This window comes from Burkholderia sp. ZZQ-2 (assembly GCF_050768715.1).
Lineage (GTDB): Bacteria > Pseudomonadota > Gammaproteobacteria > Burkholderiales > Burkholderiaceae > Burkholderia > Burkholderia cepacia.
The window spans coordinates 1-21,449 of the sequence record NZ_LDVA01000223.1 but is presented as its reverse complement, the minus strand read 5'-3'; the positions used below and the strand labels follow the sequence as shown (position 1 = coordinate 21,449).

The following is a 21,449-nucleotide window of genomic DNA, read 5'->3' as shown; positions in this document are numbered from 1 at the left end:
CGCGCCGCGCACGCTGGTCGACGTCGGCGCGAAATTCGGGCTGCCGCCGCTGCCGCTGTCGCAGGTCGTGCTGTACTCGCGCGTGCGCGACCCACGCGCGGCCGCCGCGCTGCGCAGGTTTGCCGACAGCCTTGCAATCTCGGCGTAAACTGACGGGTTTCGCCGCCAGCAATCTTCAGAAGAATTCCAATGAAGCCCGAAGCCCGCAAGCACCTCCGTGCCAACCTGCTGATGCTCGCCGCCGCCGCGATCTGGGGTTCGGCTTTCGTCGCGCAACGCCTGAGCCTCGACGTGATCGGGCCGTTCCTGTTCACGGGGCTGCGCTTCCTGCTCGGCGCGCTGGTGCTGGTGCCGCTGCTGACGCTGAACACGGCGTCGCGCGCGCAGCTCGCGGCGATCCGCCGTGCGCCGGCGCTGCTGCTGCCGGGCCTCGCGCTCGGCGGGCTGCTGGCGGTATCGATATCGCTGCAGCAGATCGGCCTGCAGTACACGCGCATCGCCAACGCGGGGTTCATCAGCTCGCTGTACGTCGTGATCGTGCCGCTGATGGGTGTGTTCGCCCGTCACCGGATCGGCGCGGGCACGTGGTTCGGCGCGCTGCTCGCGGCGATCGGCCTGTATTTCCTCAGTATCGACGAGCACTTCTCGGTGCTGTATGGCGACTGGTTCCAGCTCGCCGGCGCCGTGATCATCGCCGCGCACGTGATGGCCGTCGGCCATTTCGCCCGGCGCCACGATCCGCTCGTGCTCGCGTTCCTGCAATTCCTCGTGTGCGGCGTGGCGTGTCTCGCGGTCGGTCTCGCCGTCGAGCCGGTCAGCGGCGCCGTGCTGCGCGGCGCACTGCCGACGCTGCTGTACGGCGGCCTGTTGTCGGTGGGCGTCGGCTATACGCTGCAGGTCGTCGCGCAACGCGACGCCGCGCCCGCGCACGCAGCCGTGATCTTCAGCATGGAAGGCGTGTTCGCGGCGCTCGCCGGCTGGGCCGCGCTCGGCGAAACGCTGACGCTGCGCGCGCTCGTCGGCTGCGCGCTGATGCTGGCCGGCCTGCTCGCATGCCAGTTGCTGCCGAACGGCGACGCCCGGAAAAAGGACGAGGACGCACTGCCGGCGTGACACGCACCGTCCCTATAATGGCGGTTCGCGTGATAACCACGCCAACCGCTTCCGACAGGCCCGCTCCGTGACGTCCACTTCCGTCGATCCCGCCGCCGACCTGCTGCGCGAACGCGCAGCGCACTACGCCACCCAGGCGGCGCTGTTCCTGCGCGACCAGGCGCTCTCCACCGCGTCGCACGACCTGCGCAGCCCGCTGAATGCCATGCATAGCTGGGCATACGTGCTCGAGCGCCAGCTCGCCAACGCCGATCCGAACCTGCAGCGCGCGCTCGCGGGCATCCGCACCGGGATCGACCAGCAGGTCGCGCTGATCGACGACGTGCTCGATGCGCCGCGCGCGGAAACACGCACGCTCGCACTCGCGCCGCAGCCGTTCGCGCTGCGCGCGCTGCTCGACGACACACTCGCACTCGTCCGTTTCGCGCTCGCCGACGCACGACAGGTCACGCTCGACGCGACGCTGCCGGACGGCGAACCGTCGCTGAGCGCCGACCGCGAACGCATCGCGCAGGCGCTCTGGACGATGCTGACGGTCGCGGTCGAAGCCAGCGCCGCCGGCGGCCGCGTGACGTTGGCGTGCGGGCGCGACGGCGTGCAGTTCACCGCGCGCGCCACATGCACCGTCAACGCCGACACGCTCGCCGATCCCGCGCAGCCGCACGCGTTCGAATCGTTCGCACGACGCGAGCTGCTGCGCGAGCGCGACGCGAAGCGCGTCGCGTGGGCGCTTGCGCTCTGCCAGCGCGTCGCGCTCGCACACGGCGGCACGTTCTCGCACGACGCGTTCGCCGATGGCGCAACCGCCACCGTCACGTTCTCCGTCCCCGGCGAGGCGCCGGTGTAAGCCAGCGGCCGCCCGACACATTACGAATTCCTTTCTGGCTCTATACTGACGGGCCTGTCATAACCGGAGTGATTCTTTGTTACAGATCTTCGCGCTCATCGGCGCGTTGTTCCTGGTGGCCCTGAACGGGTTCTTCGTCGCGGCCGAATTCGGCCTGGTCAAACTGCGCGCCACGCGCGTCAAGACACTGGCCCGCAAGCACGGCCTGCGCGGCCGCATCCTCGGCATCGTGCACGGCCGGCTCGACGCGTATCTTTCCGCGTGCCAGCTCGGCATCACGCTCGCGTCGCTCGGCCTCGGCTGGGTCGGCGAACCGGCGTTCGCGCAACTGCTCACCCCGCTGCTCGACCTGATCGGCGTGCAGTCGGAGCGCGTCGTGCACCTGATCTCGCTGGTGTTCGCGTTCTCGCTGATCTCGTTCCTGCACATCGTCGTCGGCGAACTGGCGCCGAAGTCGATGGCGATCCGCCAGTCGGAGAAGGTCGGCCTGTGGGTCGCGCTGCCGCTCTATGCGTTCTACTGGGCGATGTACCCGGCAATCTGGGTGCTCAACAACAGCGCCAACGCGGTGCTGCGGCTCGCCGGGCTGTCGGCCGACCATGGCGGCGACGCGCACTACTCGACCGACGAATTGAAGCTGATCCTGCGCAGCCGCCGCAGCACGGCCGGCAACACCGCGCAGCCGGCGCGCGGCACGTACACCAACGACGAGTGGAACACGCTCGCGCATTCGCTCGATTTTTCGTCGATGACCGTGTCGGACCTGATGCGGCCGGCCCATGAAATGATCGGCCTGCGCCGCGACCTGCCGCTGCCCGACAACATGGAGATCGTCGCGCGGCACCGCTTCAGCCGCTATCCGCTGTTCGAGGATGCATCGCGTGAACAGGTGAGCGGGCTGATCCACCTGAAGGACCTGCTGCTCGCGCGTCACGCGGGCGCCGCGCTCGAAGACCTGTCCGACTACGTGCGCCCCGTGCAGTACGTGAAGCCCGACACGCCGGCCCTCGACCTGTTCCGCCGTTTCCGCAAGGGCGCACCGCACTTCGCGCTGGTCGGCAACAAGGGCGAGAAGCCGATCGGCTTCCTGACGCTCGACAACCTGCTCGGCGCGCTGGTCGGCCAGATCCACGACGAGTTCCGCCAGGGCGACGCCGACTGGAGCCGCCTCGACGACGGCACGCTGATGGGCAAGGGCAGCCTGCCCGTCGTGTCGCTCGAACAGGCGCTCGGCATCGACATCGACGAAGGCCGCGCGGAATCGGTCGGCGGCCTCGTGATCCAGGCGCTCAGCGACCTGCCGACCGAAGGGCAGCGCGTGTCGTTCGACCGCTTCGACGTCGTCGTGAAGAAGATGAACGGGCCGCGCATCGTGCTCGTGCGCGTCTACCCGAAGATCGCGAAAGAGGCCGACGAATGACGGCCGCGCGTGGCTGCCGCCGGCGCACGCGATGAACGCGACGCTGCCGCGCTGCTGCGTGATCACGCCCGAGCCGGCGTCCGCGTCGGCCGCCGATTGCGCGGCGTTCCTCGACCGGCTGTCGGCCGTGCTCGCACGCGGCGAGACGCTCGTGCAACTGCGCGTGAAATCGCTCGACGCAGCCGCGTTTGCGCGGCTCGCCGCCGCGGCGCTCGCGCGCTGCGGCGCGGCCGGCGCACACCTGATGCTGAACGGCCCGATCGATGCGGCCGGCGTGATGCGCCTCGACGGTGCAGGCTGGCATCTCGACGGCCCCGCGTTACGCGCCGCCACGCAGCGGCCGTTGCCGGCCGGAAGATGGGTGTCCGCGGCCTGCCACACGCGTGACGACCTGCTGCTGGCCGCGCGCGCCGGCGCGGATTTCGTCACGCTGTCGCCCGTGTTGCCGACGCTCAGCCATCCCGGTGCGCCGACGCTCGGCTGGACGCAGTTCGGCACGCTGGCCGCCGAGGCCGCGATGCCCGTCTTCGCGCTCGGCGGCATGAAACGCTCCCACCTCGACGATGCACGCCGCCACGGCGCGCACGGCATCGCGGGCATTCGCGGGTTCTGGTAGTCCGGGGATTTCCTGCGACGCGGGCGCAGATGCGCCCGGCCGCTCAGACATTACCGCCTCACGTCGTCATGCGTTCAGGTTCGGACGCATTCCGCGCCACGCGCCGTCGTCGATGCGACGCGCATCGTGCGTGAGCGCATACCGGTTGACGTCACCCGTCAGCCACGCGACGAGCGAGTACGGCGGCAACTCCCCTTCATCGACCCGGTCGCGCGCACGCGCCGGCGTCTCGAACACGACCCGCCCTCTCGGCGCATCGAACGGCACCGCCTCGGGCGACAGGTTCAACGCGATCGTCAGCGTCTCGTCGTCGGCGAGCCGCCATGACGCAAGCAGCGCGTCGGCATCGCCGTCGCCGTCCGACTTCAGCGCACGCGCATCCTGCGGCCGGCAATCGGACAGCCTCGGCGCGATCAGCTTCGCGCGCACCGCCAGCGCCGACTGCACGAAATGCGCGCGATCGGCGTCGCGCGCGGTTTCGTCGAAGATCAACGGAATCTGCGGCGTGAGCAGCGACAGCGCAAGCGCGGCCAGACCGGCCTCCTGCCCGTGGTCGCCCTGCCCGCTGTCGCGCCACGCGCCGTCGGACAGCACCAGCGACGTCAACGACAGCCCGCTGTCGGCCGCCATGCCCTCGCCCGACCCGGCCGGCTGGAATGCGGCCCCGGCTGCGGTCAGCGCGCGGGCGAGCGTGTGGATCGACTGATGCGCGGAAATGCCTTCATGAGCCGACGTGTCGCGGCCCGTCAGCCGGTGCAGCGCGCGTTCGCCGCACCCGTTCCACTGCGCATCGAAATGGGTATCGGCAAGATGCGCGGGATGCCGCTCGCTGCCGAGTACGAGATGGATGAGCCGGTCGGCCGGCACCGCCGCGCGCACGCGGTCCGCGATCTCGCGCAGCCACGACACGCCGATCCGGTCGGCTTCGCGCAGGCGCAGACCGTCGCAACGGTACTCGTCGATCCAGTACAGCGCGTTGTCGCAGAAGAAATCGCAGACTTCCGGATGATCGAGCGCGAGCGGCGACGCCTGCAGCGGATCGTCGCGCGTATGGAAGAACGGCGCCGCGTAGTGGCGCAGCGCATCGGTGCCGCTGCCGAAGCGCGCGTAGTCGAGTTCCAGCAGCACCGCGAGACCGTAGCCGTGCGCATCGTCGATCAGCGCTTTCAGCGCGTCGGGGCCGCCTTCGGCCGCGAGCGGCGCGAACGGCAGGCTGTCGTGCGGCGACGCGAGCAGCTCCAGCGCGGTCACGCCCAGGCGCGCGAGTTGCGGCAGGCGCCGGCGCACGCCGCCGAAGCCGCCCACCGCGTGCGGGCGAATCGCATAGAGCGAGATGTCTTCCCATGCGCGCCCGCGCCAGAACGTGTTGCGCCACGTGAACGCGCGCGGATCGACGACCTCGCTCGGGCCGTTGAGCCCCTCGGGTTGCGAGCGCGATGCGGGATCGGGAATCGACACCGTATCGTCGAGGCGATAGCGGTAAAGCGCCCCCGCGCCGCAATCGGCAAAGACTTCGAACCAGTGCGTGCCGGCGGCCGTCATCGGAACGAGCAACGGGCCGAAACCGGTATCGAGTTCGAGCTGGACCTGCGTGCTGCCCGGTGCCCACACGCGAAAATGCGTGCGCGGCGTCGCGCAGAGCGCGCCACAGGGCTGTGCGCCGAACGGCAGGCAGTGAATGTAGTGCTGCGCATACGGGTCGTGCGGACAATCGGACATCATGCGCTCCTCGTGCGTACCGAGCGGCATGGCCGCGCCAGCGGCGCGGCACATCGGGGCCCGGCATGCGACGGCCAGGCGGGGGGAGAAACGAGTATGCGCCGGATTCGCCATCGCGATGCAACGTCCCCGGACATTATTAAATGCGAATCGACCCCTGGAAAACCCGCGGTCCGGCAAGCGCCGGCGAGGCAGGTAGCCCGCATACCGGAATGCCTGCTCGCCTTGTTGCACCGGCCGTGCACGCTTACGCTCTGCGCGATGCTCGTGGACACGCCGTCCGCGCCCGACCCGAGGAACCCGTCATGTCGCTTCCCGCCAGCGCCGCCAAATTCGATCCGGCACGCGCACACGAATACGCCGAGCAATCCCGCATCGCACTCGCCGGCTACGATGCCTGCCATGAACTCACCGCGTGCATGCTCGCGTCGGCAATCGCTGCACCCGATGCGCGGATCCTCGTCGCGGGCGCGGGCGGCACGGGGCAGGAAATCTGCGTGGCGGCCTCGCTCGAGCCGGGCTGGCGGTTCACGGCCGTCGACCCGTCCGGGCCGATGCTCGCGCTCGCGCGCTCGAACGTCGAGGCCGCGGGCTGCGGCGCGCGAACGGCGTTCGTCGAGGACGGTGTCGATGCGTTGCCCGATACACCCGCGTTCGACGGCGCGACGCTGATCGGCGTGCTGCATCACGTCCCGGGCGACGAAGCGAAGGCGGCGCTGCTGCAGGCGATCGCGCGGCGCCTGAAACCCGGCGCGCCGCTCGTGCTCGCCGGCAATCATCGCCGCTACGCGGACCACCCTCGCCTGCTCGACGCATGGCAGCAACGCTGGCGCATGAAAGGCGCGACGCCCGACGCGGTGCGCGCGCAACTCGCGAAGATCCTGCAGGGCGCCGATCCGCCCGTGTCCGAGGAAGCCGTGTTCGCCCTGCTGCGCGATGCGGGCTTCGATGCACCGCTGCGCTTTTTCGCAAGCCTGTTCTGGGGCGCGTGGATCGCCGTCCGGCGCGCGTGATGGATCGGGGCGGTCGGCTAGACGCGGTCGGCTAGACGCGGTCGGCCAGACGCGTCGCGCCACGTCGCGCGACGCGTTTCGCTTGTGCGCCACCCGCGCTGGGTATGATGTCGTTCCCGCCCCCACTTCCGGCGTCGACATGCTCACCGTCCATCACCTGAACAACTCGCGCTCGCAGCGCGTGCTCTGGCTGCTCGAAGAACTGGAGGTGCCGTACGAGATCGTGCGCTACGCGCGCGACCCGAAGACGATGCTCGCACCGCCCGCGTTGCGCGCAATCCATCCGCTCGGCAAGTCGCCGGTCGTCACCGACGAGGGCCGCACATACGCCGAATCGGGCGCGATCATCGAATACCTGGTCGAACGCTACGGCAACGGGCGCCTGGCACCGCCGCCCGGCACGCCCGAGCGGCACGACTTCACGTACTGGCTGCACTACGCGGAAGGATCGGCGATGCCGCCGCTGCTGCTCAAGCTCGTCGCGCTGCGGATCGCGTACGCACCGATGCCGTTCTTCGCGCGGCCGATCGCGCGCAAGATCGCCGAGACGCTGCAGTCGGGCTTCGTCGATCCGCAGATCGCGCTGCATCTCGGCCATGTCGACGGTGCGCTGCAGCGCACCGGCTGGTTCGTCGGCGACAGCTTCAGCGCGGCCGACATCCAGATGAGCTTTCCGCTCGAGGCCGCGACCGCGCGCGGCGGCGACGGCCGGCATCCCGCGATTGCGCGCTTTCTCGACGCGATCCACGCACGGCCGGCATACCGGCGCGCGCTGGAGCGCGGCGGCCCGTACGAGCTGCTCAAATGACGCGGCGCACTTCCGAGGCCCGCGTCAGCTCAGCAGGCCGGCTGCCACGTTGATCGACAGCCCGAGCACGGCCATGTTGAAGTAGAACGACAGGATCGACTGCGCGAGCACCGAGCGCCGCGCGGAGCGGCTCGCCAGCGACACGTCGGCCGTCTGCGACGCGACCGCGAGCGTGAACGCGAAATACAGGAAATCCCAGTAATCGGGTTCGGGATTGCGGTCGGGGAAGCGCAGCGCGCGGTCGTTGGATGGTGAGCCGTAATAGAGGCGCGCATAGTGCAGCGTGAAGATCGTCGGGATCAGGAACCACGCGCCGAACAGCGTCGCGCCCGTAATCGCGTAGTGGCTGAGCCCCGCGCTGAAGCCCACGCTCTTGGCGGTCGCGAGTTCGATCGCGATCGCAGCCACGCTCGCCACGGTCGCGAAACACACGACGGTCAGCACGGTCGTCGCGTTTTCGTCTTCGCGGATCGCGACTTCGCGCACCTTGTGATGATGCGCGGTGACCATGCGCACCCACATCAGCACGAGATACAGCCAGACCGCGCAATCCCAGCCGATCAGCGCCCGCGCGGCCGGACGCAGCGGAAACGGCAGCAGCACCGCGCACAGCACGCCGGCGATGAACGCCGCGACCATGCGCGGCCGGTTGCGTAATACCTGCGGATAGAACGTCATCGTGTGATTCCGAAAGCAGATGGAAAGGGTTCGGCCGACGCGCGGGACGCCCCGCCGCGCCGCACCGGCGGGTAGCGCCCCGATTATCGTCATTCCGTCGTGACGTGGCGATGGGCGCGAGCGCCTAAGATAATGGGATGACTGCCACCGCCCCCCTCTGCCACCATCCCGCGAATACGGCCGGCCGTGACTTCGTCGTCGGCGACCTGCACGGCTGTGTGGATGTGCTGCGCGCGCTGTTGCACGACATCCGCTTCGATCCGGCTCGCGACCGCCTGTTCTCGGTCGGCGACCTCGTCGACCGCGGCCCTGCATCCGAAACCACGCTCGACCTGCTTGACCGCCCGTGGTGCCACGTCGTGCGCGGCAATCACGAGGAAGTGCTGAGCCTCGTGGCGCGCGGCAAGCTGTCGCCCGACGCGTGGCGCGGGATCGGCGGCGACTGGGGCGCCGACCTGCCTGCGGAACGGCTGCACGCGCACGCGGCGCGCGTCGACGTGCTGCCGCTGGTGCGCGTGATCGGCGACGGCCCCGGGCGCTTCAACGTGCTGCATGCGGAATTCTTCGGCTCGGACGCCGATCTCGACACGGGCAGCTATTCGCACGACGTGCGCGAACGGCTGATCTGGGGCCGCGATCTCGTCCAGGGGCTCGCCGATCCGGCGCGACAGGCCGGGCTGTCGCTGACCTGCACCGGGCACACGCCGGTGCGCACACCGCAGCGGATCGGCGCGCAATGGTTCATCGACACGGGTGCGTTCGCACCTGCCGGGCGGCTCACGCTCGTCGAGCCGCGCACCGGGCGCACCTGGTCGATGACGCAGGCCGAGGCGCGCGAACGCCACGCGGGCGACTGGCCGTTGCCCTGATGCCCGCGAGCGCCCACTAGCCGACCTGGTTCAGTTCGAACACCGCATCGACGGCCGAGCCGTTCCAGTTGTATTCGAGGTAGGCCGCGTGATGGCAATCGCGCAGCAGCGCGGTGCGGAACGCCGCCAGGCACTCGCCGCGCGGGTCGCGCACCGACGGATAGACGATCCCCGCACCGCCGGCATTGCGCACCGCGCGGCCGAGCGCCTGCCCGGCGCTGTAATCGAGCGGGTGCAGCAACGCCGGATCGCGTTTCGGCCACATGCGCACGTCAGCCACGTCGCCTTGCGCGATCACCGTATAGAGCCGCATCTGCTGGCGCATCGGCGGCTCCTTCGTCGCTGCCAGGAACAGCGCGCTGTGATAACGCGTTTCGGCGATCGCCGTATCGCGCGAGCGCGCGCAGTAGAACACGCCGTAGCTGCCGTCGGAAAAACGGCTGCCCTGCGGATTCAGGTGCGTGAACGCGGCCATGATCGGCCCCCAGCCCTGCCCGTAGCGACGTTCGGCGGGCGGGACGAGGTCGAGCGTGCCGACTTCGTTGCGAATGCGGTCGTTGGTCAGCGATTCGAGCGCGTAAAGCGCGTCGAAATCGTCCGCCGACGCAACGCGGTCGAACAGGTTGATTGCCGGAAAACGGGTGGGAATCACGCGATAGGCAGGCGCCCAGTCGACCGCGGTCGTGGGCCATTGTTGTGCTTGGATCGGCATCGTCACGCCCAGCCACCTCGCATCGCGTCGAGATATTGCCGGACGGCGACCAGATCGCCGACGTTGCCGGCGAGCATCCGGTCGAGTGCGCGCTTGCCGCCGAACGGCGCCGCGTCGTTGGGCCGCTTGACCCACGCATCGGCTGCGGCCGGCTGCGGCAGCAGGATCTGCAACGCCTTGTAGATGCCGAGCAGCAGCGATAGCCGCTCGAGCGTATCGCGCGGTAGCCGCGCCGATTCCGGCGCGGCCTTCCACTTGAAGAACGTCGAACGGCCGGGCGACCCGAGCAGCACGATCTGTTCGTCGATCGTCAGCTCCCAGTCGCGCGCGATGTTGAAAAACGCACGCAGGCCGGCCGCCGACATCTGCGCGACCGAGGCCTGCGGCGGGGAGGAATGCGATTCGTAGGCGGGCTGTGACATGATCGTTAGTCTCGAAACGAATTTACTAACAATATTAGTCCATTTTCGTATTTTTGCAAGGGTCGGCACCCGGCGACCGATTCACGCATCCGGCGAAACGATATTTTTTGTCCATTCTGGACTCTGATTTTATTTTCTGCGTTAATGGCCGTGCGGACACCGCGCGCAGATGCGGCTCGGGTCCGTGAAACCGTGTCGCACAGAACCGGAAGCACCCCGCCAAGGAACGCACCATGAAGAGACTGATTGCCGCTGTTTCGATCGCCCTGCTCGCGGTATCCGCAGGCCCCGCCGTCGCGAAGGACTGGACCACCATCCGCTTCGGCACCGACGCCAGCTACGCGCCGTTCGAGTCGAAGGCGCCCGACGGCAAGCTCGTCGGCTTCGACATCGACCTCGGCAACGAGATCTGCGCGCGCCTGAAGGCGAAGTGCGTGTGGCTCGAGAACGATTTCGACGGGATGATTCCGGCGCTGAAGGCGAAGAAGTTCGACGCGGTGCTGTCGTCGATGTCGATCACGCCGCAGCGTGCGCAGCAGATCGGCTTCACGACGAAGATCTACAACCAGCCGACGCGGCTCGTCGTGAAGAAGGGCTCGCCGCTGCTGCCGACGGCCGAATCGCTGAAGGGCAAATCGATCGGCGTCGAGCAGGGCACGACGCAGGAAACGTACGCAAAGGCGTACTGGGGCAAGCAAGGCGCGAACGTCGTGTCGTACCAGAACCAGGACGGCGTGTACGCGGACCTGACCTCGGGCCGCCTCGACGCGGCGCTGCAGGATGAAGTACAGGCCGCGATCGGGTTCCTGAAATCGTCGCGCGGCGCGAACTACACGTTCGTCGGCCCGGAGCTCGTCGACGAGAAGGTGCTCGGCATCGGCGCCGGCATCGGGCTGCGCAAGGAAGACACCGACCTGAAGGCGAAGATCGACGGCGCAATCCTCGACATGGTCAAGGACGGCACCTACAAGCGGCTCGCGTCGAAGTACTTCGACTTCGACATCTACGGCGGCTGAAACGGCGTCGCGCGCGTACGGGCGCCACTCCCGTCGCGCGCGTCCGACCGCCCCTCCCCTCACCACCGGACGGCAACGGCATGACGCCGTTTGCCGTCGCATCGAATGCATCATCCGTCGCGCGCGCGGCAAGACCCTCGCGCCTCATTCGGATTGCAGATCAATCGTTCGCGGCGACGATGCCCGGCGCGAACGGATATCGTGCGGCTTCGGTCAATAGGCGAAGACCGGGCGTCGAGGTACCGGCGCCCGAGCGCACATGCCCTTGCGAATCGGGTTCGCGTGCAGGAAAGTACCGACCCGGCGCGGATGACCGGCAATCAGCCGGATCCGCCTCGCACCGGGCGCGGAGAGATGGCCTGTCGATGCATGCCGGCCGGCCGAGAGAACGACATGCGACCGGCGATGCTCCACATCACTGCGATCGCGGCCTGCCGGCCGCGGCGTGTGGCGATCGATCATTTTTCTACCCCGTATCAGTCTGATGGTTGTTCCGGCAACCGGACGAGGCCGGTGCCCCGACGATCAGGCGACGACGCTCCGTGCTCGCCGGAACGCGGCTGTTGCGCCGCGCTCCGCCGCCGCATCCCCGCGGACCGTGTCCTGGCCGGTACTGACAGGGTTCGCTGCCGAACCGGACGGACCGTGCATCGTCGACCTTCGCACGCCCACTTTCGCAAGGAGCGGGCCAGCTTCGCGCGAGCCTGTCCGGACAAGGGGCCGGCCGGGCAGCGTGGCGGCCGGAACGGGTACCGAATGCGGGAAGTTGCGAAACTGAAACACGCGGCGCGCGGCACGCGCCGGCCGCGTGGCGGCCCTGGCTTGCCGGATAAGGCTGAACAATGAAGCACGGCATTTTTACCGATGGACGGCCAGCCGTTCACGCCAATTCGCGATGCAAATTCGCATGGCCGCCGACGCGAAATGTTTCATGCGCTTTACATGCCGCAGGCAGCACGCGGGCCGCGGGTTGCCCGCGCGATCCATCCGCCGGTACCGGGCCGGCCGGGCGCACGGCTATACTGCGAAACCGGCGATGCGTCGTGTTCGCATCGGCGCCTCCGGCCGGCGGATGCCGTGCCGCACGACGACACCCCACACGCCGCCCCACCGCCCGAACGATCGCCCCGCCGATGATCCGTACCCTCTATATCGCCGAACGCGCCAGACTGATTCGCTTCGGTGTGTCGGGCCTCGGTTCGACCGCGCTGCATGCGTTGATCGCGGCCGCGATGTTCGCGCTGTTCGACGCGACGCCCGTGACCGCGAACGCGGTCGCATTCGCCTGCTCGACCGCGTTCTCGTATCTCGCCAACACGCTGTGGAGTTTTTCGTCGCCCGTGACGTGGGGCAACTTCATGCGCTTTCTCGCCGTCGCGATGGTCGGCCTCGTCGTGACGATGCTGCTTGCGCACGGCGCCGTGACGCTCGGGCTGGCACGCGCGTGGAGCGTCGTCGCGGTCGTGCTGTGCGTGCCGCCCGTCACGTTCGTGCTGCACCGGCTCTGGACCTATCGCTGAACCGGCTCACGCGTCGCGCGTGCGCCGCTCAGCCGACCCGCTGATGCCCCGCGTCGCCCGACGGCGCGCCGTCGTGCCCGCCGTTGTCGCCGTTGTTGTCGTGGTCGTTCAGCCCGTGCTCGATCATCATCCGGTAGAGCGTCACCCGCGAAATGCCGAGTTCGGCGGCGGCCTTGTTGATGCGGTGATCGTTGCGCAGCAGCGCATTCTCGATCGCGGTGCGCTCGGCGAGCGCCCGCGCCTGTTCGAGCGTCACGGGTTCGGTTTCGCCCGGCGTATCGAGCCCGAGATCGTGCGGCGTCAGCAGCCGGCTCTCGGCCATCACGATCGCGCGCCGCACGCGGTTGATCAGCTCGCGCACGTTGCCGGGCCACTCGTAGCGCCGCATCGCGTCGAGCGCGGCCGACGTGAAGCCGCTGATCTTGCGACCGCTATCGGCCTTGTACTTCTGCAGCACGTAGTGCGCGAGGATGTCGATGTCCTTGCCGCGCGCGCGCAGCGGCGGCTCATGGATGCGCAGCACGCACAGGCGGTGATACAGGTCGGCGCGAAAGCGCCCGGCCTCGACCGCGCCGTCGAGATCCACGTGGGTGGCCGAGATGATCCGTACGTCGACCGGAATCGATTCCTGCCCGCCGAGCCGCTCGATCTTCCCTTCCTGCAGGAAGCGCAGCAGGCTCGCCTGGCTTTCGACCGGCATGTCGCCGATTTCGTCGAGAAACAGCGTGCCGCCGTTCGCCGATTCGATCCGGCCCGCGCGACGCTGGTTCGCGCCGGTGAACGCGCCGCGCTCGTAGCCGAACAGTTCCGACTGCAGCAGGTGATGCGGAATCGCGCCGCAATTGATCGCGATGAACGGCCCCTTGCCCCGGCCGGAACGCTCGTGAATCGCGAGCGCCGTCAGCTCCTTGCCGGTGCCCGACTCGCCCGAGATGAACACGCTCGCGTCCGTCTTCGCGACCTTGCGGATCGTGCTGAACAGCTGCTGCATCGCCTCGCAGTTGCCGATCATCCCGTGTTCGCCGATCGACGCCGCGTAGGCCGCGCCATCGACGCGATCGAGCGCGGCCATCCCGCGCGCGTGACCGAGCACGTGCGAAATCCACTCGTACGGCAACGGAAGGGTCACGTAGTCGAAGCAGTAGCTGCGGATCAGCTCGCGCACGGCCGGGCCGATCGTGATACCGGCCTGGGCGATGGAAATCCAGCCGATCGACGGCTGGCTCAGGCACGCCTTCAGCGCGGGATACTCGCGCGACGTGAACCCGGAGAAATCGACCAGCCCGGCAGCAACGCTCACGCCGGACGTCATGTTCTGCGCGGCGCCGGCTGTCTTCGCGACAGAGACTTCCCAGCCCAGCCCGCGCAGTTGCGCAAGCAACGGCTCGTCGGGCGAACGCATGATCACGAACAGCTTGCGTCCATCCTCGGGCGCGGTGACGGACACATGCGTCATCTCGGGCGCCGTGTGCCCGTTTGCGTCAGGTGACCTAGCAACCATCGTTGTTCCCCGCTTGGCATTGGTATCGCGCGCCCGGCTCGCCGCCGCGTGCGACGAACCTCGATCGAACCGACATATTGGCCGCATTTCCGTCCGAATAAAATCCCCCCGTGCATGAATCGCGCGTGAGGTGGACAGCGTCATCAACGGTATATCGATGTGGCCGGCGCGCGACTAGATGGGTGTTATCCCGGTGGCGTGCGCGGCGCGGGCGGTCCACGGGTGGCCGCGCGACGCGCAAAGCCGCGCCGGTGCTGGCGCACGGAGTTCGCGGGCGATGCGGCACCGACAGGATCGGCCCGGCCGCGCATGCGTGCGCGGCCGGTCGACCGGCCGCCGGGATGCCCGCCCGGCCGGTTCGAATTGATTTCGGTCAATCGTCAGAGGAAGCCGGCTGATGCAGGAACGCAACATGCTCGGCCCGATCCCGCGCACGCCGGCGCAGCGGAGGGATCAACGGCCCGATGCGAGCGGCGCCGGCGCGTTCGCACGACCACGGCCGGCCGGGGTGCCGCCGTGTTCGCCGTAGGCGGCGGCAAGCGCGTCGACGCGCGCGAGATGGTGATGATTGTCGTGATCCCACGGATGGAAGCCCGGCCGGAAGAAACTCAGCCATTCGCCTGCGATGCGCGGGAACAGCCCGCGGCGCGGCCCGTACAGGAACGCGATCATCCGCAGCATGCCGCGCACGTGATGGCCGGCGCCGCGATCGCGCCACAGCAGCGTCGCGTGCATCAGGAACACGGTCGGCCAGAACGTCAGCGTCGTCAGCAGATACACGCCGATGCGGATCAGGTAACGACGCAGCCCCGGCGCCATCACGGTGTTCCACACGTCGAACGACACGGCCTTGTGCTCGGTTTCCTCGAGCGCGTGCCAGATCCACATCTGGCGGTAGCCCTCGACCGAGCCTTCAAGGCGCGTCGGGTCGCGCAGCAGCCAGTCGGCAAGCATCGCCGTGTAATGCTCCGCCGCGACCGTGTGCGCGAGCTGCACCGAATGCGGCAGCTTGCGCTTCATGTAGCCGAGCACCGCCCACACGCGCTTGTCGAGCTTGCGCGCGGGCAGGTGGTTCGCCTGCATCAGCTCGTTATACTCGACGTGCTCGCGCGTGTGCATCGCCTCCTGGCCGATGAAGCCGAGCACCTGCTGCTTCAGTACGGGATCGTCGATCCGGTCGCGATAGTTGCGCACCGAATCCATGAAGAAGCGCTCGCCGGCCGGGAACAGCAGCGACAGCGCGTTGAAGAAATGGGTCACGTGCGACCCAAGGCCATGCCAGTCCTTCGCGCGTTCGACCGGCAGGTCGAAGCGCAGGTCGCGGCGCACCGGCATGATTCCGGCTGCGGTGGCGGAAGCGGCTGACTTCATGTTCATCGTTCTCCTGGTTCCGGAGCGGCCCGGCGCGTCGTCCGACGCGGCCGGCGCGGGCCCGGGCGGCGCATCGCGCACCGCCAAAATCTTGACATCGACAGCTGTAAAGATAGGCCGCCCGCGGCGGCGCGCGCAAGCCGCGCGGTAGATGCGCGCTTCCAAACAGGGCACGGTCGAAAAGGCGGAAAAAACGGCGTTCGAACGGCGTTCGGACACGGCGGAATTCGAACGCATGTGACCGCACGCGAGCCATTCACGGCAGTCGGCACCGCATCGCAGCGGTGGCCCGGAAGCCCCGCGTGGCGGGCATTTCACGGTATCCGGCAACGCAGCGCGGCATGCGGACGAGCACCCCGGTAGCACCGATTCATACGCGCGTCGCACTCGCGCGGTGCAACCTCGGTCGCGGGGCGGGCCGGAAATTCAAACGCGCGTTCCATTTGCGTTCCGCGCGATCGCGGCCGCGACGGCCCGCCGCCGTCCGCGATACGCGTGCGACCGGCCGAAAGCCATGAGCGGCGGCCCGCAGCGCGCTCGCCTACAATAGCGGTTTTACCCATCCTTTTTCAGGAGAAGTCATGTCTGTCATCACGACCGAATCGGGCCTCAAATACGAAGACCTGACCGAAGGCACCGGCGACGTAGCGCAAGCCGGCCAGACCGTCAGCGTCCACTACACGGGCTGGCTGACCGACGGTCAGAAATTCGATTCGAGCAAGGATCGCAACGACCCGTTCGCGTTCGTGCTCGGCGGCGGCATGGTCATCAAGGGCTGGGACGAAGGCGTGCAGGGCATGAAGGTCGGCGGCGTGCGTCGCCTGACGATCCCGCCGCAACTCGGTTACGGCCCGCGCGGCGCAGGCGGCGTGATTCCGCCGAATGCGACGCTCGTGTTCGAAGTCGAACTGCTCGCCATCTGACACGGCACACGAGCCCCCCGGCTGACGCCCCGCCCCATGGCACACCTTCCGTCCCCCACCGTCGAGCTGCAACGCTACGACGCGCTCGAAGCGTCGGACGTGCACGACTTTCACCAGATCGTGCTCGGCATCGACGGCGCGATGGTGATGGCGGTGAACGGCGTCAGCCAACGTCTCGACCGGCACCGCGCCTGGCTGGTTCCAGCCGGCGCGCGCCATGATTACGCGGGCCTCGGCGAAAATCGCCAGCTCGTGCTCAATCTTCCCCTCGCGTCACTCGCGGTGCCGCAGCGGCTGTTCGACAGCGCGCGCGCCGTGGCAATCGATCCGGCCCTGACGTCACTGGTCGCGCAGATCGCGGCGGCGGCCGCGCAATTCGAAGCGCCTGCCACCGACGCGCCGCACGCGGCCGCGCACCGTTTCCAGTGGCAGGCCGCCGCCCGGCTGTGCGGCGCACTGCTCGACGAACGCGACATCCCCGCGCCCGCATCGGGCCTCGATTTCGCGCGCATCGACCGCTGGCTGCGCGCGCGGCTCGCCGAGCCGCTACGCATCGCCGATCTCGCCGCGCACTGCGGCTACGGGATGCGCCGCTTTCATCAACTGTTCGTCGATGCGTTCGGCGAAACGCCGCATCGCTACCTGCAGCGGCTGAGGCTCGACGCGGCCGTGATCCTGCTCGCGGATGGCCGGTATCCGCTCGTCGATATCGCCGGGATGGTCGGCTTCGCGGATCAAAGCACGTTTACGCATGCGTTCACGAAGCGCTTCGGCGTTGCGCCGGGTCGCTGGCGCGGCGAGCGCCATTGAACGCAGCCAGGGTTCCGCGCTGAGCGCGCGTCGCCACGGGTCGTAGCGGCACGGTCGGGCACACGGCGCTCACGTCGGCCCGCGCGCAGCATTCTTCGCTCCTGCTTCGTCCCTGCTTCGTCCCGCTCGCCGCCCTGCTCCTTCGTCCCCGGCGCTTCGACGCTTCACGTCCCGCTGAAACATCGCCGGCCGGCCGCGCCCTACGATTGGCGCATGGACACGACCATCCCCTCCTCCACCTTCCAGCCCGCGCTCGCCCGGGTCGTCGCGACCGTCAGCACCGGTTTCGTCGTCACGCAGCTCGACGTGACGATCGTCAACATCGCGCTCGCGCATCTCGCCGGCGACCTGCGCTTGCCCGTCGCCGGCCTGCAGTGGGTCGTCGATGCGTACACGCTCGCGTTCGCGGTCCTGATGCTGTCGGGCGGCGCGCTCGGCGACCGCTTCGGCCCGCGCCGCCTGTACATCGCCGGCCTCGTGCTGTTCGCGCTTGCTTCGCTCGCGTGCGGCGCCGCGAGCGCGCCCGCGATGCTGATCGGGGCGCGCGCACTGCAAGGCGTCGGCGCCGCGGCGATGCTGCCCAATTCGCTTGCGCTGCTCAACGACGCGTGCCGGCACGACCCGCGCCGGCGCGCGCGGGCCGTCGGCTGGTGGACGGCGGCCGGGTCGATTTCGATCGCGGCCGGCCCGGTCGTCGGTGGCCTGCTGATCGCGGCGTGGGGCTGGCGCGGCATCTTCCTCGTGAACCTGCCGCTGTGTGCGGCCGGGCTGGCGGCCGCCTTTGCGTGGATACCTGCGCGCCGTGCGGCGGCAACGCCGGCCGCGCCATCCCGCTCCGTCCGCGCACTCGACCTGCGCGGCCAGTTCATCGCGATCGCGATGCTGACCGCGTTGACCGGCGCCGTGATCGAATGGCGTCCGCTCGGCTTCACGCACCCGGTCGTCGCCGGCGGTTTCGCGCTGGCGGCGCTCGCCGCGCTCGCATTCGTCGCGGTGGAAACGCGGACGGCCACGCCGATGCTGCCGCTGTCGCTGTTCCGCCATCGCACGTTCAGCGCGGCCGTGCTGTTCGGGATCTGCGTGAACCTCACGTACTACGGCACCGTGTTCGTGCTCGCGCTGTACCTGCAGCGCGCACGCGGCGAATCGGCGTTGCAGGCCGGCCTCGCGTTCCTGCCGCTGACGGGCGGCTTCCTGCTGTCGAACCTCGCGAGCGGCCGCGTCGTGGCGCGTCACGGCCCGCGCGCGCCGATGCTGGCGGGCGCGCTCGTCGCCGCGCTCGGCTACGGATCGCTGCACTTCATCGACGCGTCGACGCCGCTGGCCATCCTGCTCGTGCCGTTTCTGCTGATTCCGTCGGGCATGGGTTTCGCGGTGCCGGCGATGACGACCTCCGTGCTCGCGTCGGTCGCGCCCGAACGGGCCGGCATCGCGTCGGCCGTGCTGAATACCGCGCGGCAGGCCGGCGGCGCGATGGGCGTGGCCGCGTTCGGCGCACTCGCCGGCGGCGGCGGCGCGGCGCAGGTCGTGGACGGGTTGCGGATCGAAACGGCCGTGTCGGTCGCGCTGCTGGTCGCCGCCGCACTGCTCGCGACGCTGGTGCGGCCCGATGCGCATCGCGGCGCATCGTCCGTGCGTCAGGCCGTGCCGGCGGCCGATTGAACGGCTGCGGTCATGCGTCGCCGGGGTCCCGCTGGATCAGGTGACGCCACGGAAACACGTTGTCCTTGAAGTGACTCACGTAACCGCCGCTGCCGGCCTGGATCACCATGAACGATAGCCGCGGATGCAGCGCCTGCAGCGCTTCGAGCGCTTCCCGGTCGAGACAGGTGTTTCTCAGCGTCAGCGTGCGGAGCCGCTGGCCGGCGCGACTCTTCAGCAGGCGCTCGTAGGCGTCGAACGACGTCACGCTGCCGGCGTCGCGCTCGCGCTTCCACGTCGAATGCAAGGCGGTCGACTCGGAGAAATCGAGCCAGCCGAGCGACGGCAGGTTGTCGCAGTCCGCCAGATGGTCGATGAACTGCTGCGTGTCGTCTCCGCCGCCGATGCGCAGCCGCTCGAGATGCGCAAGCGGCACATCGAAGAAGCGCGCATCGGGCGCGTTCGGCACCGTCAGCTCGGCGAGAAACGGCGCCTTCGCGGCAAAGCGGGCAATCTCGCCGCCCTCCTGCATGATCAGGTCGCGACGCACGATCATCGACTGGTTGTGATCGGCCGGCTCGGTCGGCCGCACATACAGCGAGCGCAGCATCGGAAAGCGCGCATCCGAATCGAGCAGCGGCCCGAAATCCCATTCGCGCGTGCCGTTCGCCCCTTCGTCGATGCCGCTGAACGCGAGGTCGGTCACGAGATCCGCGACGTCCCGCAACGCCAGACACTGCAGCGTCCAGTCGAACGGTTCCTCCCAGGCGCCGCCGAAGTACCGGACGTGCAGCCCCGCCCGCATCGGCGCGACGGTGACATGGTTGAAATCGGTCTGCCACAGCGGCTCCGCGGGATCGGCATGGTCGCGCCCGTACTCGGCGCCCTCGCGCTCGCAGAAGTCGTGAATGCGCCGCTGCAGGTCGAGCAACAGCCGATAAGCGACGGAATCCAGCGGATGGGACATGGCGATGCAGTTCCGGTCGGCAACGATCGCGACAGTCTATCCGACCGTGCAGCCGTCGCGCACGACGCTCATCGCCGCTGTGCGCCCGTTTCGTCGCCGACCTTCTTCACGACCGTCTCGCCCGCCTTCACCGGCCGGCCGTCGTCGTGGCGCAGCGCGAGCTTGCGGATCGCGCGCCCGGTCTGGCGGTCGACCAGCACCGAATGCGGCTCGCCTCGCGCGAACAGGTTCGCCTCGCCCCACTGCCGCAGCATCACGATCACCGGGAACAGCCCTTCGCCCTTCCTGGTCAGCACGTACTCCTGATACGCGCTGCCGTCCGACGCCGGCACGACGTCGAACACGCCCGCATCCACGAGCATCCTGAGCCGGTCGGACAGGATATTGCTCGCGACGCCGAGGCTCGCGCGGAAATCGCCGAACCGGCGCACCCCGTCGAACGCATCGCGCACGATCAGCAATGCCCAGCGATCGCCGACGATATCGGTCGCCCGTGCCACCGGGCACGGCGAATCCGCAAGACTTTTCTGCCTGGCCATGTGCCTCTCCGCAATCGTGCCGGCCGCCTTCGCGGCAACGCCGGCCATCCGTGCACGGACGTCTCGCCCGCCGCACAACAGGTTGCATTTTAAAACCACTTTTCCTACACTCACACCAGTTTCAATTTGCAACTACTTTGCGCGAGGAAATCCATGGCGTCTTCCTGTCGTTCCGGCACCGTTGCATCGAACGCATCCGCGCCTGCCGCGCATCCGGCCGCGGTCGGCACCCTGTCCACGGCGCGCGTCGCGGCGCTGGCCGTCTGCTGCGCGGCCAGCGTCGCGAATGTCTACTACGCGCAGCCGCTGCTCGATTCGATCGCGCGGGATTTCGGCGTGTCGCAGGCGGCCGTCGGCGGCGTCATCACCGCGACGCAGCTCGGCTGTGCGCTCGCGCTGCTGTTCGTCGTGCCCCTCGGCGACCTGCTGAACCGCAAGCGCCTGATCGCCGTGCAGCTTCTGCTGCTGACGGCGGCCTGCATCGGCGTCGCCGCATCGTCGACGCGCATCGCGCTGCTGGCAGGGATGGTCGCGGTCGGGCTGCTCGGCACCGCGATGACACAAGGGCTGATCGCCTGCTCGGCCGCGCTCGCAGGCGCCGGCGAACGCGGGCGCGTGGTGGGTGCCGCGCAAGGCGGTGTCGTGGTCGGGTTGCTGGCCGCACGCTCGCTGGCCGGCGTCGTCACCGACATCGCGGGCTGGCGGGCCGTCTATCTGGTATCCGGCGCGCTCGCGATCGCCATGCTCGTCGTGCTGTCGCGACTGTTGCCGGACGAGAACGGGCCGCGCGAGCGCATCGGCTACGCGGCGCTGCTGCGATCGATGGTGTCGCTGCTGCGCGACGAACGCGTGCTGCGCGTGCGCGGCGCGATCGCGCTGCTGATGTTCGCGGCATTCAGCATCTTCTGGAGCGCACTGGTGCTGCCGCTGAGCGCGCCGCCGCA

General features: G+C 68.9%; 21 protein-coding genes and 1 pseudogene. 14 read left to right on the top strand and 8 right to left on the bottom strand.

Features of this window, described 5'->3' with window-relative positions; genetic code table 11:
- From ABY44_RS15335 to ABY44_RS15315, 5 genes and pseudogenes are all read left to right on the top strand, one after another.
- Positions 1 to 148: pseudogene (locus ABY44_RS15335) on the top strand (LysR family transcriptional regulator); the annotation flags it as partial.
- A gap of 41 nt (positions 149 to 189) precedes the next feature.
- The gene (locus ABY44_RS15330) at positions 190 to 1,113 is read left to right on the top strand and encodes a DMT family transporter (protein WP_060173126.1); all 924 of its coding nucleotides are present in this window, start codon (positions 190 to 192) and stop codon (positions 1,111 to 1,113) included.
- Between the two features lie 67 nt (positions 1,114 to 1,180).
- On the top strand, positions 1,181 to 1,960 hold the full coding sequence (locus tag ABY44_RS15325) for a sensor histidine kinase (RefSeq protein WP_060173125.1): 780 nt from the start codon (positions 1,181 to 1,183) through the stop codon (positions 1,958 to 1,960).
- Positions 1,961 to 2,036: 76 nt separating this feature from the next.
- A complete protein-coding gene (locus ABY44_RS15320) occupies positions 2,037 to 3,380 on the top strand; it encodes a hemolysin family protein (RefSeq protein ID WP_027791053.1) in 1,344 nt (447 codons plus the stop codon).
- Between the two features lie 31 nt (positions 3,381 to 3,411).
- The gene (locus ABY44_RS15315) at positions 3,412 to 3,996 is read left to right on the top strand and encodes a thiamine phosphate synthase (protein WP_060173124.1); all 585 of its coding nucleotides are present in this window, start codon (positions 3,412 to 3,414) and stop codon (positions 3,994 to 3,996) included.
- Positions 3,997 to 4,062: 66 nt separating this feature from the next.
- Here the strand turns inward: ABY44_RS15315 and ABY44_RS15310 are convergent, their stop codons facing one another.
- Positions 4,063 to 5,715 carry a DUF3459 domain-containing protein gene (locus ABY44_RS15310; protein WP_091920472.1) on the bottom strand — a complete coding sequence of 551 codons (1,653 nt, stop codon included), beginning with the start codon at positions 5,713 to 5,715 and terminating at the stop codon, positions 4,063 to 4,065.
- A gap of 305 nt (positions 5,716 to 6,020) precedes the next feature.
- Between ABY44_RS15310 and ABY44_RS15305 the strand changes: the two genes are divergently transcribed.
- Positions 6,021 to 6,728, top strand: coding sequence for a class I SAM-dependent methyltransferase (locus tag ABY44_RS15305; protein WP_060173123.1), 708 nt, complete (start codon positions 6,021 to 6,023; stop codon positions 6,726 to 6,728).
- Between the two features lie 139 nt (positions 6,729 to 6,867).
- Positions 6,868 to 7,536 carry a glutathione S-transferase gene (locus ABY44_RS15300; RefSeq protein ID WP_060173122.1) on the top strand — a complete coding sequence of 223 codons (669 nt, stop codon included), beginning with the start codon at positions 6,868 to 6,870 and terminating at the stop codon, positions 7,534 to 7,536.
- Positions 7,537 to 7,560: 24 nt separating this feature from the next.
- Here ABY44_RS15300 and ABY44_RS15295 read toward each other — a convergent pair whose 3' ends face one another.
- Positions 7,561 to 8,214 (bottom strand): DUF1345 domain-containing protein, encoded by a 654-nt coding sequence (locus tag ABY44_RS15295; RefSeq protein ID WP_027791048.1) that lies wholly within the window; start codon positions 8,212 to 8,214, stop codon positions 7,561 to 7,563.
- Positions 8,215 to 8,351: 137 nt separating this feature from the next.
- Here ABY44_RS15295 and ABY44_RS15290 point away from each other — a divergent pair, with 137 nt between their 5' ends.
- Complete coding sequence (locus ABY44_RS15290) at positions 8,352 to 9,083, top strand: metallophosphoesterase (RefSeq protein WP_060173121.1); 732 nt, start codon at positions 8,352 to 8,354, stop codon at positions 9,081 to 9,083.
- A 16-nt stretch (positions 9,084 to 9,099) separates the two neighbouring features.
- Here the strand turns inward: ABY44_RS15290 and ABY44_RS15285 are convergent, their stop codons facing one another.
- Both ABY44_RS15285 and ABY44_RS15280 read right to left on the bottom strand, forming a co-directional pair.
- Positions 9,100 to 9,795, bottom strand: a complete 696-nt coding sequence (locus tag ABY44_RS15285) for an RES family NAD+ phosphorylase (RefSeq protein ID WP_048022260.1) — start codon at positions 9,793 to 9,795, stop codon at positions 9,100 to 9,102.
- 2 nt (positions 9,796 to 9,797) lie between these two features.
- A complete protein-coding gene (locus ABY44_RS15280; protein WP_027791045.1) occupies positions 9,798 to 10,217 on the bottom strand; it encodes an MbcA/ParS/Xre antitoxin family protein in 420 nt (139 codons plus the stop codon).
- Positions 10,218 to 10,450: 233 nt separating this feature from the next.
- On the opposite strand from ABY44_RS15280, the gene ABY44_RS15275 reads away from it, so the two are divergent.
- Positions 10,451 to 11,233, top strand: a complete 783-nt coding sequence (locus ABY44_RS15275; RefSeq protein ID WP_021156310.1) for an ABC transporter substrate-binding protein — start codon at positions 10,451 to 10,453, stop codon at positions 11,231 to 11,233.
- 1,133 nt (positions 11,234 to 12,366) lie between these two features.
- Positions 12,367 to 12,753: a GtrA family protein gene (locus ABY44_RS15270; protein ID WP_059684456.1), complete on the top strand. Its 387-nt coding sequence runs from the start codon at positions 12,367 to 12,369 to the stop codon at positions 12,751 to 12,753.
- Positions 12,754 to 12,781: 28 nt separating this feature from the next.
- On the opposite strand, the gene ABY44_RS15265 is transcribed toward ABY44_RS15270, so the two are convergent.
- Positions 12,782 to 14,254 (bottom strand): sigma-54 dependent transcriptional regulator, encoded by a 1,473-nt coding sequence (locus ABY44_RS15265; RefSeq protein WP_060173120.1) that lies wholly within the window; start codon positions 14,252 to 14,254, stop codon positions 12,782 to 12,784.
- Between the two features lie 453 nt (positions 14,255 to 14,707).
- On the bottom strand, positions 14,708 to 15,625 hold the full coding sequence (locus ABY44_RS15260; RefSeq protein ID WP_060173227.1) for a metal-dependent hydrolase: 918 nt from the start codon (positions 15,623 to 15,625) through the stop codon (positions 14,708 to 14,710).
- Positions 15,626 to 16,206: 581 nt separating this feature from the next.
- Here ABY44_RS15260 and ABY44_RS15255 point away from each other — a divergent pair.
- The 3 genes from ABY44_RS15255 to ABY44_RS15245 all read left to right on the top strand — a co-directional run bounded on the left by ABY44_RS15255 (position 16,207) and on the right by ABY44_RS15245 (position 19,020).
- The gene (locus tag ABY44_RS15255) at positions 16,207 to 16,548 is read left to right on the top strand and encodes an FKBP-type peptidyl-prolyl cis-trans isomerase (protein ID WP_027791040.1); all 342 of its coding nucleotides are present in this window, start codon (positions 16,207 to 16,209) and stop codon (positions 16,546 to 16,548) included.
- 36 nt (positions 16,549 to 16,584) lie between these two features.
- Complete coding sequence (locus tag ABY44_RS15250) at positions 16,585 to 17,358, top strand: helix-turn-helix transcriptional regulator (protein WP_060173119.1); 774 nt, start codon at positions 16,585 to 16,587, stop codon at positions 17,356 to 17,358.
- Between the two features lie 213 nt (positions 17,359 to 17,571).
- A complete protein-coding gene (locus ABY44_RS15245) occupies positions 17,572 to 19,020 on the top strand; it encodes an MFS transporter (RefSeq protein WP_060173118.1) in 1,449 nt (482 codons plus the stop codon).
- Between the two features lie 10 nt (positions 19,021 to 19,030).
- On the opposite strand, the gene ABY44_RS15240 is transcribed toward ABY44_RS15245, so the two are convergent.
- Positions 19,031 to 19,966, bottom strand: coding sequence for a hypothetical protein (locus ABY44_RS15240; protein ID WP_060173117.1), 936 nt, complete (start codon positions 19,964 to 19,966; stop codon positions 19,031 to 19,033).
- 68 nt (positions 19,967 to 20,034) lie between these two features.
- A complete protein-coding gene (locus ABY44_RS15235) occupies positions 20,035 to 20,505 on the bottom strand; it encodes a winged helix-turn-helix transcriptional regulator (RefSeq protein WP_177203605.1) in 471 nt (156 codons plus the stop codon).
- Between the two features lie 153 nt (positions 20,506 to 20,658).
- Between ABY44_RS15235 and ABY44_RS15230 the strand changes: the two genes are divergently transcribed.
- A partial coding sequence (locus ABY44_RS15230) for an MFS transporter (RefSeq protein WP_431641374.1) occupies positions 20,659 to 21,449 on the top strand: 791 nt, incomplete at its 3' end.

Bases quoted from the DNA above. Each gene is read 5' to 3' on its own strand.
- ABY44_RS15330 (WP_060173126.1), top strand. From the start codon at position 190: ATGAAGCCCGAAGCCCGCAAGCACCTCCGTGCCAACCTGCTGATGCTC.
- ABY44_RS15315 (WP_060173124.1), top strand. From the start codon at position 3,412: ATGAACGCGACGCTGCCGCGCTGCTGCGTGATCACGCCCGAGCCGGCG.
- ABY44_RS15310 (WP_091920472.1), bottom strand. From the start codon at position 5,715: ATGTCCGATTGTCCGCACGACCCGTATGCGCAGCACTACATTCACTGC.
- ABY44_RS15305 (WP_060173123.1), top strand. From the start codon at position 6,021: ATGTCGCTTCCCGCCAGCGCCGCCAAATTCGATCCGGCACGCGCACAC.
- ABY44_RS15300 (WP_060173122.1), top strand. From the start codon at position 6,868: ATGCTCACCGTCCATCACCTGAACAACTCGCGCTCGCAGCGCGTGCTC.
- ABY44_RS15295 (WP_027791048.1), bottom strand. From the start codon at position 8,214: ATGACGTTCTATCCGCAGGTATTACGCAACCGGCCGCGCATGGTCGCG.
- ABY44_RS15290 (WP_060173121.1), top strand. From the start codon at position 8,352: ATGACTGCCACCGCCCCCCTCTGCCACCATCCCGCGAATACGGCCGGC.
- ABY44_RS15285 (WP_048022260.1), bottom strand. From the start codon at position 9,795: ATGCCGATCCAAGCACAACAATGGCCCACGACCGCGGTCGACTGGGCG.
- ABY44_RS15280 (WP_027791045.1), bottom strand. From the start codon at position 10,217: ATGTCACAGCCCGCCTACGAATCGCATTCCTCCCCGCCGCAGGCCTCG.
- ABY44_RS15275 (WP_021156310.1), top strand. From the start codon at position 10,451: ATGAAGAGACTGATTGCCGCTGTTTCGATCGCCCTGCTCGCGGTATCC.
- ABY44_RS15270 (WP_059684456.1), top strand. From the start codon at position 12,367: ATGATCCGTACCCTCTATATCGCCGAACGCGCCAGACTGATTCGCTTC.
- ABY44_RS15265 (WP_060173120.1), bottom strand. From the start codon at position 14,254: ATGGTTGCTAGGTCACCTGACGCAAACGGGCACACGGCGCCCGAGATG.
- ABY44_RS15260 (WP_060173227.1), bottom strand. From the start codon at position 15,625: ATGAAGTCAGCCGCTTCCGCCACCGCAGCCGGAATCATGCCGGTGCGC.
- ABY44_RS15255 (WP_027791040.1), top strand. From the start codon at position 16,207: ATGTCTGTCATCACGACCGAATCGGGCCTCAAATACGAAGACCTGACC.
- ABY44_RS15250 (WP_060173119.1), top strand. From the start codon at position 16,585: ATGGCACACCTTCCGTCCCCCACCGTCGAGCTGCAACGCTACGACGCG.
- ABY44_RS15245 (WP_060173118.1), top strand. From the start codon at position 17,572: ATGGACACGACCATCCCCTCCTCCACCTTCCAGCCCGCGCTCGCCCGG.
- ABY44_RS15240 (WP_060173117.1), bottom strand. From the start codon at position 19,966: ATGTCCCATCCGCTGGATTCCGTCGCTTATCGGCTGTTGCTCGACCTG.
- ABY44_RS15235 (WP_177203605.1), bottom strand. From the start codon at position 20,505: ATGGCCAGGCAGAAAAGTCTTGCGGATTCGCCGTGCCCGGTGGCACGG.